Below are 14,890 nucleotides of genomic sequence, written 5' to 3' on the forward strand. Positions count from 1 at the left end.
CCTTAAGGTTGTTTGAGGCTGGCGACGGCCTGGGCCGGGTTGCTCGCGACCACATGGGCCGCCAGGCCGCTGGCGAAGACCTGGTTGCCGACCACCCGCAAGGTGATCACCTGATGGCGTTGTTCGGCCTTGACCGTCACCAGGCTGCCGCCCAGGGCATTGGGCAGGCTCACCTGGTGCTCGCCACGCTTGAGGCGCAGGCGCGTGACCTGGGTGACGTCCGGCAGGGTGCGCCAGGTGCGGGTGTCGGCGCCCTCGGTGACGGCGGAGGCGATGCCCAGCACCAGGCCGGCCATTGGGTTGGTCTGGTTGAGGTTTTTTTGCGTCACGCCACGGCTGATGGCACGCACGGTCGTGCGCAGGATGATCCCCGGCATGTCGTCGCGCAGGGCGCGGCGTGACATCGCGGTCGTGCTGTTGAGGGCCGTGAGGTTCTGCTGCCGGCCGTCGACGCCGATCTGCGCAAAGGTGGCCGTCGAAGTGTCTGGCTTGATCACCGGGAACGACAGCGGTGTGATCACCCAATGCCCGTCAATAGGAATCGGCAACGGCAGGCGGATCGAGTCGCGGGCCGGCGCCAGGCCGCTCTGGACCACGATCAGAACGTCGCTTTCGTCAGCTGCTACGGCAGAGGCGTCCAGATCGAGCAGCGCCTGTTCCAGCAGCGGTGTGTTGGGGCGCAGTTCGGCGGCCTTGCGATAGCCCGGCGCGGCCAGGTCTTTTTCACCCAGGGCTTCGTAGACGAAACCGGCCAGGTAATGGCTGAACGCGCTCTGGTAGCTGTTCTTCAGGCCCACCACGTCCGGCGCGTCGAGGCTTTCTACCGGGTAGCCACGCAAATCCTTGAACTGGGTGGCTACGCCCTGGCGCTCGGCTTCGTTTTCGCGCTTGAGGTATTCCCTGTCCCGCAGCTCGGCGATCACCGCTTCGCGTTCGTGGGTTTTCTTGATTTCGGTGCGCGCGCCGTCAAAGTCGTTGACGGCCAGCAGGTTCAGCGCCATCTGGGTGGTGAGCATGACTTTTTCATAGTCATACCCTTCGTAGCGCCGCACCTTGTCATTGACCAGGAAACTGCCGAACTGCGCCAGATAGCGCTCGGTGTCGAACTTGACCGACTCCTCCCACTTGTACACCACCACGTCTGCGCGGTGCCAGGCCGCCTGGCTGCCGGCCAGGTCGCCCTTGGCGCGCAGCAACTCGCCTTTTTCAAAGTAGTAGAGAAGGTCTTTGTCTTCGCTGCTGTTGTTCTTTTCCAGCAGGGTCAGCGCGGCATCCACGTTGCCGCTGGCCAACTGCTGGTTGGTGGCTTGCAGTTCCGTGTCGTAGCTGCGGAACATCGAACAGCCCGACAGCAGCGTGACTGCCGCGAGGGCAAGGGAGGTAAAAGCGCGAGATGCCATTGAGGTGCTGCTTCCCTGAGCGTAATCGGCCGAAGGGGCTGGTCGGGTCGAATAACCAATCGCAGGAAGCTTTTTCCTACCTATTCCTCATAAAAAGAGGAGCCTAAATGCCGATTCGCGATAACGAAGGCGGCGCATTATAGGCCTCGTTACTGGCAAAACAATGGCTTTTCAGCGGCATTGTTTAAGGTTTGTGCCACTACCCAGGGCACAGATTTCAGCCGCCAATCACTAACGCCTTGAGTCAAACCCATTAACATTCGACAATATGTTACTTCTTGTTTCCATCTGAGATTCATTCATGACTGCCCCCTCCCGTTTTCTCGCCTGGCTGTTGTTGCCAGCGTTGGTGTCGTGCAGCTTCAATCTGCTGGCTGCCACCGCAGAAGGTGCGCCCCAGGCCCTGCATTTGCTGGACTACATTGGCGCCGACTATCCGCCGACGGTGCAGGCGGGCAAGGTGGTCGATGAGTCTGAATACCGTGAACAGGTGGAGTTTCTCGGCGTGTTGCAGGGGCTGGTGGCAGAACTGCCGGACAAGCCCGAGCGTGAGGCGCTGGTCAAAGGCGTCGATGAGCTGCTGGCCGCCGTTACCAGTCATCAGGACGGTAACGCGGTAGCACGCCAGGCCCGGCAACTGGGGGCGCAGTTGGCGGTAGCCTATGAAGTCAGCCAGGCGCCGGCCATTACCCCGGACCCGACACGTGGCGCGCCGCTGTACGCCCAGCATTGTTCGGTGTGCCACGGTGACGCCGGGGCGGGCGATGGCCCGGCCGGTGTCGGCATGACCCCGCCGCCGGCCAACCTGCGCGATGCGCAGCGCCTGGACCGCCTGAGCCTGTATGGCATCTACAACACCCTGGGCCTGGGCGTCGAAGGCACCGACATGCCGTCGTTCGCCGACCAGCTGGATGACCGTCAGCGCTGGGACCTGGCGACCTACATCGCCGGCTTCACCGCCGACCCGGCCGCTGCAAAAAGCGAAAAATCCTTCAACCTGGCCGACCTGGCGCGCCAGACCCCGGAAGAGGTGCTGGCCGCCGAAGGGCCGGACGCCGTCCGGGTGTTCCGCGCCCAGCGCGCGCAGCCGCCGCAGGTCCAGCGTGGTCCGGCGCAGTTGCTGGAGTACACCGCGGCGACCCTGGACAAGAGCCTGGCGGCGTTCCGCAGTGGTGAGCACGAGCAGGCCTACGACCTGTCGGTAGCGGCGTACCTGGAAGGTTTCGAGCTGGTGGAAAGCTCACTGGATAACGTCGATGCCAACGTGCGCAAGGACACCGAGAAAGCCCTGATGGCGTATCGGCAGTCGTTGCAGGACGGATTGCCAATCGAGCAGGTCCAGCAGCGCCTGGATGTGGCCAAGGGCAAACTCACTGAAGCGGCCGGCCTGTTGGGCGGCGACGGCCTGAGCTGGTCGTTGAGCTATATCTCGGGCTTGCTGATCCTGCTGCGTGAAGGGCTGGAAGCGATCCTGGTGCTGGCGGCGATCCTGGCCTTTTTGCGTAACACCGGCCAGCAGTCGGCGGTGCGCAGCGTCAACGTCGGTTGGGCGCTGGCGTTGGTCGCTGGCGCGGCGACCTGGGCCCTGGCGGCGTATGTGATTGACGTCAGCGGCGCCCAGCGTGAATTGCTCGAAGGCTGCACGGCGCTGTTTGCCAGTGTGATGGTGTTGTGGCTGGGGGTATGGATGCACGATCGGCGCCACGCGGCCGCCTGGCAGGACTACATCAAGAGCAGCCTGGTCGGCGGTGGCGGGCGTTTTGGGTTTGCGATCCTGGCGTTCTTCTCGGTGTACCGCGAACTGTTCGAGGTGATCCTGTTCTACGAAACCCTGTGGCTGCAGGCCGGTCCTGCCGGGCATAACGCGGTATTGGCCGGTGGTGCCACGGCGCTGGTGCTGCTGATGGGCCTGGCGTGGATCATCCTGCGCGGTTCGGCGAAGTTGCCGTTGGCGCTGTTCTTCGGCATCAACGCGGCGTTGCTGTGTGCGCTGTCGGTGGTGTTCGCCGGGCATGGCGTCAAGGCATTGCAGGAAGCCGGCATCTTCGGCACTCGGCCGGTGGCATTCTTTGACTTCGATTGGCTGGGCATCCATGCCGATGCTTATTCGTTGAGTGCCCAGGCCGTGGCGATCATTGCGATTGTGGTGCTGTACAGCCGCAGCCGCTTGGCCGAGAAGCGCCGGGTGGCGGCTTCCTGAAGGTACTTGCGGTCAAATTGTGGGAGCTGGCCAGCTCCCACCTGTTTGATCGGCTTCGCTGGTTCAGTCGTTCTCGTGGGTCAGTTCCAGCACCCGGTCCACCAGCTTGTTGATCCCCGATGCCACTTCGCTGATGTTCTTGCCCAGCATATAGGCCGGCGTGCTCACCAGCTTGCGCGCCTTGTCTTCGACGATTTCGTCTACCGCGCATTCCTGGTGGGTCGCACCCATCTTGCCCAGGGCGGCGGCGGTGTCGGCGTCGTTGCCGATGGTGCAGGTCACGCCTGGGCCGTAGATTTTTGCCGCCAGGGCCGGCGAAATGCAGATCAACCCCACCGGCTTGCCCGCTTCGGCAAAGGCTTCGGCCAGTACCAGTACGTCCGGGTTGACGCTGCAACCTGCGCCTTCGACGGCAAAGTTCGACAGGTTCTTCGCCGCGCCAAAACCGCCGGGCACGATCAGCGCATCGAATTCTTCCACGCGGGCCTCGCGAATGTCCTTCACCTCGCCCCGGGCGATGCGCGCCGACTCCACCAGGACATTGCGCGACTCAGGCATTTCTTCGCCGGTGAGGTGGTTGATCACATGCAACTGCGCGATGTCCGGGGCAAAGCACTGGACCTCGGCGCCGCGCTGATCCAGGCGCAGCAGCGTGATAACACTTTCATGGATTTCAGCGCCGTCGTACACGCCACAGCCGGAAAGGATCACTGCAATCTTTTTGCTCATGGGCATTTCTCCTGATTTATGGCGTTAAATGTCTACTTATTTGTCGCGCATTGCCAATGGGACAACCGGCCACTGCACTAATCTTGGTGTAACAATAATTGACCGGACTGGCCCATGGACTTCGTCCCTTACGCGGTACCGTTTTTCATTGCCCTGATTGTGGTCGAACTGCTGGCCGACCGTTGGCGTGGCGAGCGCAACTACCGGGTGGCCGACGCCATCAACAGCCTGAGCACCGGTGTATTGTCCACCACCACTGGGCTGTTGACCAAAGGCGTCGGGCTGCTGACCTATGCCTTCGCCCTCAAGCATTTGGCGCTGTTCGAGCTGCCGGCCCAGAGCGTCTGGACCTGGGTGTTCGCGTTTGTCTTCTACGACTTCTGCTACTACTGGCTGCACCGCTGCGGCCACGAGCGCAATATCCTGTGGGCGGCGCACTCGGTGCATCACCAGAGCGAGGACTACAACCTCACCACCGCCTTGCGCCAGACCAGCACCGGCTTTTTGCTGAGCTGGGTCTTCTATCTGCCGCTGGCTGTCGTCGGCGTGCCGCTGCTGGTGTTTATCAGCGTGGCGTCGCTCAACCTGCTGTACCAGTTCTGGGTGCATACCCGCCATGTGCCCAAGCTCGGCTGGTTCGAATGGTTCTTCGTCACACCGTCCAATCATCGGGCCCACCATGCACAGAACGCTCTCTACATGGATCGCAACTACGGCGGGGTGTTCATTATTTGGGACCGTTTGTTTGGCTCGTTCCAGGAAGAAGACGAAAACGAGCCGGTGGTCTTTGGCGTGACCACGCCTCTGGCCAGCTGGAATCCGCTGTGGGCCAACCTGCAGTTTTATGCACAGCTGTGGAGTGACGCCCGGCGTACCGAAAATGGGTGGGACAAACTGCGTATCTGGTTCATGCGCACCGGCTGGCGCCCGGCGGACGTCCAGGCCAGGTACCCGCTGGCCAAGCCGGACCTGAGCCAGTTCCGGAAATTCGAGGTGCCCCTGGACACGCGCCAGCAGATTTACATCGCCCTGCAATTTGCCGCGTATGTGGGTTTTGGCAGCTATTTGATGAATGTCGGCGAAGGCATGCCGACCGCTGCGCTTGTGTTGGGCTGGAGTGTGATGGCACTGGGCTTGTTTACCCTGGGCGTGGCCCTGGAGAATCGCCCGTGGGCCTTGAAGGCCGAGCTGCTGCGGCTGGTGCTGAACGTGCCGTTGGTGTGGCTGGCGCCGCTGGTAGGGTTGTGGCCCGCCAGCGTGCTGGGCTGGCTGGGGTTGGTCAGCTACAGCCTGCTCAGTGTCATCGGCCTTTACTGTTGCCGGGGCCGGCTTACTCGATTGGCGTCGTAGGCTCGGGCTTTTTCGGCTCGGCCAGTTGTTCCTGCTCCAGCCGGGCTTTTTCGGCCGCGCAGTTTTCCCGGGTCAGGCGGGCGTTGCGGATGCGCCGGCGCAGCCACAAGCCCAGGCCGAGCACCAGCAAGGCGCCGAGGACCCACAGCTCGTACTTCTTGACGCTGCCCAGCATGCCTTCGAGCACGGCGCCAAAGTGATAGGCCGCAGCACCCAGCGCTGCCGCCCAGATCGCCGCGCCGATACCGTTGAGCAACAGGTAGCGCCCCGGCGGGTAGCCGGACAGGCCAATGGCCACGGGCATGACCGTACGCAAGCCGTAGACGAAGCGGAAACTCAGTACCCAGATATCCGGGTGCCGGCGGATATGCTCCAGCGCCCGATCGCCCAGCAGTTGCCAGCGTGGCTTGCGCGCCAACAATTTGCGCCCGTGCTTGCGGCCCATGAAGTACCAGAGCTGGTCGCCGGCGTAGCTGCCGAAGAACGCGACCACCACCACCACGTTGATATCCATGTATCCGCGGAACGCAAGGAAGCCTGCGAGAACCAGGATGGTCTCACCTTCAAAGAACGTCCCCAGGAAGAGGGCAAAGTAGCCAAAGTCATTCAGAAATTGTTGGAGCATTGTCTGGGTGCTGGCGAAATGAACGCGCAGCCTACGCCTTCGTGAACATTCATGAAAGTATCGAGATGTGTCACGAAGTGAACATTTCCTACGTAAAGCATGAATGCGGCTACAGGTCGCATGCCAGTTGTATGAGTAAGCACAACTGTCATTCCTTCGTCATAATGGCCGCTTATAACTGTCACGCTCGCCCGTCAAGCCGGGCTCAGGAGTCTGCCGTGAGCTTTACCCCCGCCCAACGCCTGTTTCCCGCTACCCGCCTGCGCCGCAACCGTCGTGATGATTTTTCTCGCCGCCTGGTCCGTGAAAACGTACTGACGGTGGATGATCTGATCCTGCCGGTGTTTGTGCTCGATGGCGAAAATCGCCGGGAAGCGGTGGCGTCGATGCCGGGTGTCGAGCGCTTGACCATTGATCTGCTGCTCGAAGAGGCGGCGCAGTGGGTTGAACTGGGGATCCCGGCGCTGGCGCTGTTCCCGGTCACGCCGGCCGGGCTCAAGTCCCTGGACGCCGCCGAGGCCTGGAACCCTGAAGGCATTGCCCAGCGCGCAACCCGCGCCCTGCGCGAGCGTTTCCCCGAGCTTGGGGTGATCACCGACGTGGCGCTGGACCCGTTCACCACCCACGGGCAGGATGGCATCTTGGATGAAGAGGGTTATGTACAGAACGACATCACCGTCGACGCACTGGTCAAGCAGGCGCTGTCCCATGCCCAAGCGGGCGCCCAGGTGGTGGCCCCCTCGGACATGATGGACGGTCGGATCCAGGCGATCCGCGAGGCGCTGGAGCTGGCCGGGCATGTCAACGTGCGGATCATGGCCTATTCGGCCAAGTACGCCAGCGCCTACTACGGCCCGTTCCGCGATGCGGTCGGCTCGGCATTGAACCTGGGCAAGGCCAACAAGGCCTCGTACCAGATGGACCCGGCCAACAGCCACGAAGCCTTGCACGAAGTGGCGGCGGACCTGGCCGAAGGCGCCGATATGGTGATGGTCAAGCCTGGCATGCCGTACCTGGACATCCTTTATCGGGTCAAGGAGGAATTCAAGGTGCCAACCTTTGTCTATCAGGTCAGTGGTGAATACGCCATGCACATGGCCGCGATTCAAAATGGCTGGTTGGGTGAAGGCGTGATCCTTGAGTCCCTTACCGCCTTTAAACGTGCGGGTGCTGATGGCATCCTGACTTACTTTGCCGCCCGTGCCGCCCAATTGCTTAGAGAGCAACAATAGCCCTCACAGGAACACTCGATGAATACCGAAGGACTCACAGAAGTTGCCGTAAAAGATGCGCACCCGGTGGTTGAACAGGTGGCCGAAACCCCGCCGGAGCTTGCGCCCGAGCAGCCTGCCGTGACCGCGGAGCCGGTGGTGGCGGCACCGCCTATCGTGATTCCGAACCTGGACGACAGCAGCCTGTACATCCATCGCGAGCTGTCGCAACTGCAATTCAATATCCGCGTGCTGGAACAGGCGCTGGATGAGTCCTACCCGCTGCTCGAGCGTTTGAAGTTCCTGCTGATCTTTTCCAGCAACCTGGACGAGTTCTTCGAGATCCGTGTCGCCGGCCTCAAGAAGCAGATCACCTTTGCCCGCGAGCAAGCCGGCGCCGATGGCCTGCAGCCGCACCAGGCCCTGGCCCGTATCAGCGAGCTGGTGCACGGCCATGTGGATCGCCAATACGCCATCCTCAACGACATCCTCTTGCCGGAGCTGGAAAAGCACCAGGTGCGCTTCATCCGCCGCCGCAACTGGACCGTCAAGCTCAAGACCTGGGTTCGTCGCTATTTCCGTGACGAGATCGCTCCGATCATCACCCCGATTGGCCTGGACCCGACGCACCCGTTCCCGCTGCTGGTGAACAAGAGCCTGAACTTTATTGTCGAGCTCGAAGGGATCGATGCCTTTGGCCGTGATTCGGGCCTGGCGATCATTCCTGCACCGCGCCTGTTGCCAAGGATCATCAAGGTACCGGAAGAGGTCGGGGGGGCTGGCGATAACTATGTATTCCTTTCGTCGATGATCCACGCCCACGCCGATGACCTGTTCCAGGGCATGAAGGTCAAGGGTTGCTACCAGTTCCGCCTGACCCGTAACGCTGACCTGGCGGTCGATACCGAAGACGTCGAAGACCTGGCCCGCGCCCTGCGTGGCGAGCTGTTCTCGCGGCGCTACGGCGATGCGGTCCGCCTGGAAGTGGCGGACACCTGCCCCAAGCACCTGTCGGACTACCTGCTCAAGCAGTTCAACCTGGCCGAGACCGAGCTGTACCAGGTCAATGGCCCGGTGAACCTGACGCGCCTGTTCAGCATCACCGGCCTGGACAGCCACCCGGAACTGCAATACACGCCGTTCACCCCGCAGATTCCGAAGCTGCTGCAAAACAGCGAGAACATCTTCAGTGTGGTCAGCAAGCAGGACATCTTGCTGCTGCACCCCTTCGAGTCGTTCACCCCGGTGGTCGACCTGTTGCGCCAGGCCGCCAAGGATCCTCATGTCCTGGCCGTGCGCCAGACCCTGTACCGCAGCGGCGCCAACTCGGAAATCGTCGATGCACTGGTCGACGCCGCGCGTAACGGCAAGGAAGTCACGGCGGTGATCGAACTGCGTGCGCGGTTCGACGAAGAATCCAACCTGCAACTGGCCAGCCGCCTGCAAGCGGCCGGCGCGGTGGTGATCTATGGCGTGGTCGGCTTCAAGACCCATGCCAAGATGATGCTGATCCTGCGCCGCGAGGCCGGTGAAATCGTGCGTTACGCGCACCTTGGTACCGGCAACTATCACGCGGGCAACGCCAAGCTCTACACCGACTACAGCCTGCTGACGTCCGACGACGCGCTGTGCGAAGACGTCGGCAAACTGTTCAGCCAGTTGATCGGCATGGGCAAGACGCTGCGCATGAAAAAGCTGCTGCATGCGCCGTTCACCCTGAAAAAGGGCATGCTCGACATGATTGCCCGCGAGACCCAGTTCGCCCTCGACGGCAAGCCGGCGCATATCATCGCCAAGTTCAACTCGCTGACCGATCCGAAGATCATTCGCGCGCTGTACAAGGCCAGCCAGTCCGGCGTGCGGATCGACCTGGTGGTGCGGGGCATGTGCTGCCTGCGTCCGGGCATCGCGGGCGTGTCCCACAATATCCACGTGCGTTCGATCATTGGGCGCTTCCTGGAGCACACGCGGGTGTTCTACTTCCTCAACGGCGGCGAGGAGCAGATGTTCCTCTCCAGCGCCGACTGGATGGAGCGCAACCTCGACAAGCGGGTGGAGACTTGCTTCCCGGTGGAAGGCAAGAAGCTGATCATGCGGGTCAAGAAAGAGCTTGAGAGTTATCTGACCGACAACACCCACAGCTGGAGCCTACAGTCGGACGGGCGCTATGTGCGCAACACGCCGACCGGCAACCAGAACCCGCGCAGTGCCCAGGCAACCTTGCTGGAGCGCTTGGGCAGCCCGGTGCTGACGGTCCGCTGATATCGGCCAGGCCTACACCCCCCACTGAGAAATCGGACAGCACCGTCAGATTTCCCAGGTTGGGGAGCCCAGGCTCCCGCTCCTAGACTGACCTCGGGCTATCAGGCGATAGCCTGTATAGCGCAGTTGAGGAGTTTTCGATGATCGGATCGGGCGTAGGAATCGGGCTTGAAGCCTCGGGTTTTTTTGAGGTGCTGGCCGCACCGCCGAAGGGCTACCGCAGTGCGCAGGCCATGTCGTCCGACATGGCTCGGGCGGCAGTCACTTCAGAGTCGCTGGTGCGCGATTCATTGCAAGGTATCGCCAACATCGACCAGGGTTTGCAGGGTGGCAATGCGTTCCTGCAGGTCAACCCCGATGCACGTGAACAGGCGCGGGCGCGCGATCAGGAGCGTGCCGGCGGTACTGTGCGCGGATTTTTGCACGGCGTGCCGATTGCCCTGAAAGATGTCTTTGAAACCAGCGGTAAAATGCACACCAGTGCGGGTTCCCGTGCGCTGGTCGGTTCACCGGCGACCAAAAACGCCAAGGTTGTGGACAACCTGCTCAAGGCTGGCGCCGTGATCGTGGGCAAGACCAATATGAGCGAGCTGTCCAACTTCCGCTCCAGCGTGGCGGTCGATGGCTGGAGCTCCCGTGGCGGGCAGACCCTCAATCCCCATCGGCTGGGAGGGCAGGTGGCAGGGTCCAGTTCGGGTTCGGCGGTGGCGGTCGCCCAGGGCCTGGTACCGCTGGCCCTGGGCATCGAGACCAACGGCTCGATCATTGCCCCGGCGGCCTACAACGGCGTGGTTGGTTTGAAAACCTCGGTCGGGCTGGTGAGTACCGAGGGCGTCATCACCAGTTCCAGGCTGGACTCGGTGGGCACGTTTACCCGCAGCGTGCGGGATGCTGGCGAAGCGCTCAATGCCATGACCGAAACCACCGGCTATACCGCCGGCCTGACGGCCAATGCCTTGCAGGGCAAGCGTATCGGCTACACCCCGCTGCCTGAGCTGTCGCCGCAGGCCGCCCAGAATCCGGCCCTGCGCGCAGACAGAAAGCACTACGAGGACGCGCTCGCATTGCTCGCGTCCAAGGGTGCAGTCATGGTGCCCATAGGCAGGCTGGACGCGAATGTATCGAATGAGACGTACGATCAATACAGCGACGCGCTGTTTGCTGGGATCAAGCAACGCCTGGAAGGCTACTTGGCCGGCCGGGAAGGGTTGCCCGTGAAGTCGCTGGCTGAGCTGATTGCGTTCAACGAGCGTGACAGGAAAACCGGGGAGCCGGACCAGGCGTTGCTGGAGCACATCAACAGCCTGGACGTGACGCATGAGCAGCGCGAGCAACTGTGGGCGGCCGTCCTGCCGACTTTCAAGGACACCCTCGATAAGCCGTTGAGCGAGCACAGGCTCGATGCCATCGTGTCGAACTTCCGCTCCGACAGTTACTACTTTGCCGCCGCAGCCGGTTACCCCGGCATCTCGGTGCCCTCGGGCATGGATGAGGAGGGTATGCCGACCGCGCTGCACTTTTGCGGCACGGGCAACAGTGAAGCCACGCTGCTCTCGGTTGCACACGGTTATGAACAGGCCTCGCAGGCCATCCGCGAGCCGGCGTTCCGGCCTGGCGTACCGCTGTCGTCCGAGAGGGTCTAGGTGTCAGTGCACGTTCAAGCTGAACCCCACCCGCGTCAGCCACTCGGCTTCCTGGGCGAAATCCGCCTGGGTCAGTTGGTTCTCGTCCAGCCAGTTTTTGGGGAACACCACATCCAGGCTGTCGCCATTGGCGCGCAGGGTGACTTGCGGCATCTGTTGGGTGCCTCGAATGTGATGGAACAGGATCGCAAAGCGCAGTAGGGCGCATAGGCGAATCAGCTTGATGCCCTCGGCGCCGAACTCGGCGAACTTGTCCTTGGGGATATTGCGGCGATGGCCGCGCACCAGCAGCGCCAGCATCTGCTGGTCCTCCCGGGAAAACCCCGCCAGGTCGGAGTGCTCGATCAGGTACGCGCCGTGCTTGTGGTAATGGTAGTGGGCGATGTCCAGGCCCACCTCATGGACCTTGGCCGCCCAGCCCAGCAGTTCACGCCAGACCCCGTCTTCCAGGTCCCAATCCTCGGCGACCTGGTCAAAGGCATGCAGCGCCTTGCGCTCGACCCGTGCCGCCTGTTCCAGGTCAACGTGGTAACGCTCCATCAGCGAGCCCAGGGTGCGCTCACGCACGTCTTCGTGATGATGGCGGCCCAACAGGTCGTAGAGCACACCTTCACGCAGGGCACCATCGCAATGGTCCATACGCTGCAACTCGAGGGCGTCGAAGATGGCTTCCAGGATCGCCAGGCCGGCAGGGAAGATGGCGCGGCGGTCGGGCTTGATGCCATCGAAGTCGATCTTCTCGGCATCGCCGAGCTTGAACAGCTTGCGCTTGAGCCAGGCCAGGCCTTCGGCATTCACTTCGCCAGCGCCATGGCCGCCGGCCTTCAGGGCCAGGCCGATGGCGCGGATGGTGCCGGATGAGCCGATGGCTTCATCCCAGGTCAGGCGGTGCAGGGCGTGTTCGATGCTCATGATCTCCAGCCGCGCCGCCGTGTACGCCTGGGCGTAGCGCGCCGGGGTGATCTTGCCGTCCTTGAAATAGCGCTGGGTGTAGCTGACGCAACCCATTTGCAGGCTTTCGCGCAGCAGCGGCTCGAAGCGTTGGCCGATGATGAACTCGGTGCTGCCGCCGCCAATGTCGGCCACCAGGCGCTTGCCGGGGGTATCGGCCAACGTGTGGGAAACGCCGAGGTAGATCAGGCGCGCTTCTTCACGGCCGGAGATGACTTCCACCGGGTGCCCGAGGATCTCCTCGGCGCGGCGGATGAATTCGCCACGGTTACGCGCTTCGCGCAAGGCGTTGGTGCCGACGATACGCACGGCGCCCTGGGGCATGCCGTTGATCAGTTGGGCAAAGCGCTTGAGGCAATCGAGCCCGCGCTGCATGGATTCTTCGTTGAGCTTGCGCTCATCGTCGATCCCGGCCGCCAATTGTACCTTTTCGCCGAGCCGCTCAAGGATGCGGATCTCACCGTTCTGGGCCTTGGCCACGACCATGTGAAAGCTGTTGGAGCCCAGGTCGATGGCGGCGATCAGGGACAGATTCTTGGCTTGGGATTGCGGCATGGGTAGGGGATCTCGGTCGATAACCTTGCCATCGTGCCACGATCAAACGCTGGCGCCAACGCGTAGTGCTCGGTGATTTGTCTTACCCCTGCTCTCGATCAAGTTTTGTAGGAAATGTAGGGCAAATTCCCGGGCGGCCTATGACATCTCCCTAGTGGTATGTAGGGGGTTATAAAGTTTTTCAAAAGTTGAAGTGCTTATGCGGTTTCCTACATGGCGGCGTTAATTATGCTGATCTTTAGTTTGCTCCGGACTACTTCTGTAGTTGTTAAAAGGGACGGTTGTATTTAACAGGTCTCACAGGGTTTAAGGTGTTGTCTTATATTTATTAGGTGGTGGCCAGGGTGAAACTGTCTTTCGGCAATGATGCCGTGGTGTTATTTATTTATGGCTTTGTGTTTCAACAAGGAACTAAAGGTGGGCGGTAAACTGCCCGGTTTAAATAAATAACGCCTGACACTTTCTAACGACAGGTTGATCATGAAAAAAGCATTGGGTTTGACGATGGGCATTATCTGCCTGGCAGCCAGTATCGCTGCCCAGGCAACAAACGTAGCGCAACTGGTGGTGCGGGGGACGATCACTCCCACCTCCTGCAACCTGAGCCTGGGTGGTGGTGGGATCATCGACTACGGGACCATCCGCTCCGGCGAGTTGTCCCAGACCGCCTTCAACCCTCGCGAGGAGCGAACCACCTCGGTGTCCGTCAACTGCGGCAGCACCCCGGCCAAGTTCGCCCTGGCCCTGACCGACCTACAGGCTAGCAGCAAGGTCACCGGGATCCTCGGTGCCGGCTATACCGAGGCGCAGAACTTCGGCTTGGGGGCCGTATCGAACCGGCGTACCGGCGGTTACTCGGTCACCCTGCGCGACCTGAGGTCGTCAGGGGTGGTGTTGAACCCGATCATGCGGTCGGGCACCGGCGCCTGGCAGGTCAGTGATGGCAAAGTCGCGCAATCCCCCAGCCAGTATTCGTGGCGCAATGGCGCGACCATTACTCCGGCAGCCGTTGCCCAACTGACCGGTGTGATTGCGGTCAAGGCGGTCATCAACAAGGCGCAGGACCTGGACCTCACCCGGGATCTCACGCTGGATGGGCGGGCTACTTTAGTACTTAGTTACATCTAAGCACTTATAAAAACAGCCGATATTGCAACGGAAGTTTTCTTGGTGCTTCCGGAACTTGTCGGCTGCTTTTGCGTGGGCACTTGTTTGTTATTTGTTTGGGTCGTTGCGGAGAAAACACTGTGAGTTGTTTTTTGAAAGCAAGTGTGACGCTGTTGAGTTGTTCAGCTTTACTGTTTTGCGCAAGTGGCATGGCCTTCGCCGATGGCATGCAGCCCGAGACAACGGTGGTTGTGCTCTATGAAGAAGACGGTGAAGCGACGATCAATCTCAAGAACACCGATCCGGGTCCCGCGTTACTTCACTCGGTGATTGAAAACATCCCGGAAGATCAAGAGCCGCTGCTGGTTGTCACGCCGCCGATTAGCCGGGTCGAAGCCGGTGAAACCCAGTTGGTGCGTTTTATCAGCACCGCCGCTGCGCCGCTCAAGACCCAACGCTTGAAACGCGTGTCCTTTGAAGGCATCCCCCAGGCCCGCAGCCCCGGCGGGGCGACCATTGGCATCACGCTGCGCCAGAACCTGCCGCTGATCCTGCATCCCAAGGGGCTGGCCAGGCACCAGGCACCCTGGGAACTGCTGAAGTGGAAGCGCCAGGGCAGTGGCCTGGTCGTGCACAACGACAGTGCGTATGTAGTGCGGTTGGCGCTGGAGTTGCAACTGCTGCCGGGCAAACAGCTGGCGATCCTGCCGCGCAGCTACATCCTGCCGGGTGAGACCCTGGCGGTTGCGACCCAGGGCGCCCTTTCCGCCGTCAGCTCGGTGGTCCTGCAGCCGGCGACTGTCTACGGGTTCAGCGTCGACAGTTACCAAGCCAATGTGGCCGATCATGGGAATTGA

11 protein-coding genes are annotated in these 14,890 nt (G+C 61.6%); 7 read left to right on the forward strand and 4 right to left on the reverse strand.

Going from position 1 to position 14,890, the window contains the following annotated elements:
- Positions 1-2: 2 nt before the first annotated feature.
- Entirely contained in the window at positions 3-1,400 is a 1,398-nt protein-coding gene (locus HBO11_RS14715; RefSeq protein ID WP_169955037.1) for a hypothetical protein, read from the reverse strand.
- Between the two features lie 301 nt (positions 1,401-1,701).
- Here HBO11_RS14715 and HBO11_RS14720 point away from each other — a divergent pair, with 301 nt between their 5' ends.
- Positions 1,702-3,600 carry an FTR1 family protein gene (locus HBO11_RS14720; RefSeq protein ID WP_169955036.1) on the forward strand — a complete coding sequence of 633 codons (1,899 nt, stop codon included), beginning with the start codon at positions 1,702-1,704 and terminating at the stop codon, positions 3,598-3,600.
- A gap of 63 nt (positions 3,601-3,663) precedes the next feature.
- On the opposite strand, the gene elbB is transcribed toward HBO11_RS14720, so the two are convergent.
- Positions 3,664-4,329, reverse strand: coding sequence for an isoprenoid biosynthesis glyoxalase ElbB (gene elbB, locus HBO11_RS14725; RefSeq protein ID WP_169955035.1), 666 nt, complete (start codon positions 4,327-4,329; stop codon positions 3,664-3,666).
- A gap of 114 nt (positions 4,330-4,443) precedes the next feature.
- On the opposite strand from elbB, the gene HBO11_RS14730 reads away from it, so the two are divergent.
- Positions 4,444-5,679, forward strand: a complete 1,236-nt coding sequence (locus HBO11_RS14730; RefSeq protein WP_169955034.1) for a sterol desaturase family protein — start codon at positions 4,444-4,446, stop codon at positions 5,677-5,679.
- Here the strand turns inward: HBO11_RS14730 and HBO11_RS14735 are convergent.
- Complete coding sequence (locus HBO11_RS14735) at positions 5,660-6,304, reverse strand: DedA family protein (protein ID WP_169955033.1); 645 nt, start codon at positions 6,302-6,304, stop codon at positions 5,660-5,662. The two genes, HBO11_RS14730 and HBO11_RS14735, sit on opposite strands and share 20 nt — an antisense overlap.
- A gap of 218 nt (positions 6,305-6,522) precedes the next feature.
- Between HBO11_RS14735 and hemB the strand changes: the two genes are divergently transcribed.
- From hemB to HBO11_RS14750, 3 genes are all read left to right on the forward strand, one after another.
- Positions 6,523-7,536, forward strand: a complete 1,014-nt coding sequence (gene hemB / locus HBO11_RS14740) for a porphobilinogen synthase (protein ID WP_169955032.1) — start codon at positions 6,523-6,525, stop codon at positions 7,534-7,536.
- 18 nt (positions 7,537-7,554) lie between these two features.
- A complete protein-coding gene (gene ppk1, locus HBO11_RS14745; RefSeq protein ID WP_169955031.1) occupies positions 7,555-9,777 on the forward strand; it encodes a polyphosphate kinase 1 in 2,223 nt (740 codons plus the stop codon).
- Positions 9,778-9,917: 140 nt separating this feature from the next.
- Positions 9,918-11,420, forward strand: a complete 1,503-nt coding sequence (locus HBO11_RS14750) for an amidase family protein (protein WP_262381045.1) — start codon at positions 9,918-9,920, stop codon at positions 11,418-11,420.
- Between the two features lie 3 nt (positions 11,421-11,423).
- Here HBO11_RS14750 and ppx read toward each other — a convergent pair whose 3' ends face one another.
- Positions 11,424-12,926: an exopolyphosphatase gene (gene ppx / locus HBO11_RS14755; RefSeq protein WP_170058897.1), complete on the reverse strand. Its 1,503-nt coding sequence runs from the start codon at positions 12,924-12,926 to the stop codon at positions 11,424-11,426.
- Positions 12,927-13,406: 480 nt separating this feature from the next.
- Here ppx and HBO11_RS14760 point away from each other — a divergent pair, with 480 nt between their 5' ends.
- Both HBO11_RS14760 and HBO11_RS14765 read left to right on the forward strand, forming a co-directional pair.
- Positions 13,407-14,054 carry a DUF1120 domain-containing protein gene (locus tag HBO11_RS14760; RefSeq protein WP_169955029.1) on the forward strand — a complete coding sequence of 216 codons (648 nt, stop codon included), beginning with the start codon at positions 13,407-13,409 and terminating at the stop codon, positions 14,052-14,054.
- Positions 14,055-14,197: 143 nt separating this feature from the next.
- On the forward strand, positions 14,198-14,890 hold the full coding sequence (locus HBO11_RS14765; protein WP_169955028.1) for a fimbria/pilus chaperone family protein: 693 nt from the start codon (positions 14,198-14,200) through the stop codon (positions 14,888-14,890).

Source organism: Pseudomonas sp. WS 5010 (genome assembly GCF_012985565.1).
GTDB lineage: Bacteria > Pseudomonadota > Gammaproteobacteria > Pseudomonadales > Pseudomonadaceae > Aquipseudomonas.

Coding starts and splice junctions, on each gene's coding strand:
- elbB (WP_169955035.1), bottom strand. CDS start 4,329: ATGAGCAAAAAGATTGCAGTGATCCTTTCCGGCTGTGGCGTGTACGAC.
- HBO11_RS14720 (WP_169955036.1), top strand. CDS start 1,702: ATGACTGCCCCCTCCCGTTTTCTCGCCTGGCTGTTGTTGCCAGCGTTG.
- HBO11_RS14730 (WP_169955034.1), top strand. CDS start 4,444: ATGGACTTCGTCCCTTACGCGGTACCGTTTTTCATTGCCCTGATTGTG.
- HBO11_RS14715 (WP_169955037.1), bottom strand. CDS start 1,400: ATGGCATCTCGCGCTTTTACCTCCCTTGCCCTCGCGGCAGTCACGCTG.
- ppx (WP_170058897.1), bottom strand. CDS start 12,926: ATGCCGCAATCCCAAGCCAAGAATCTGTCCCTGATCGCCGCCATCGAC.
- ppk1 (WP_169955031.1), top strand. CDS start 7,555: ATGAATACCGAAGGACTCACAGAAGTTGCCGTAAAAGATGCGCACCCG.
- HBO11_RS14750 (WP_262381045.1), top strand. CDS start 9,918: ATGATCGGATCGGGCGTAGGAATCGGGCTTGAAGCCTCGGGTTTTTTT.
- HBO11_RS14735 (WP_169955033.1), bottom strand. CDS start 6,304: ATGCTCCAACAATTTCTGAATGACTTTGGCTACTTTGCCCTCTTCCTG.
- HBO11_RS14760 (WP_169955029.1), top strand. CDS start 13,407: ATGAAAAAAGCATTGGGTTTGACGATGGGCATTATCTGCCTGGCAGCC.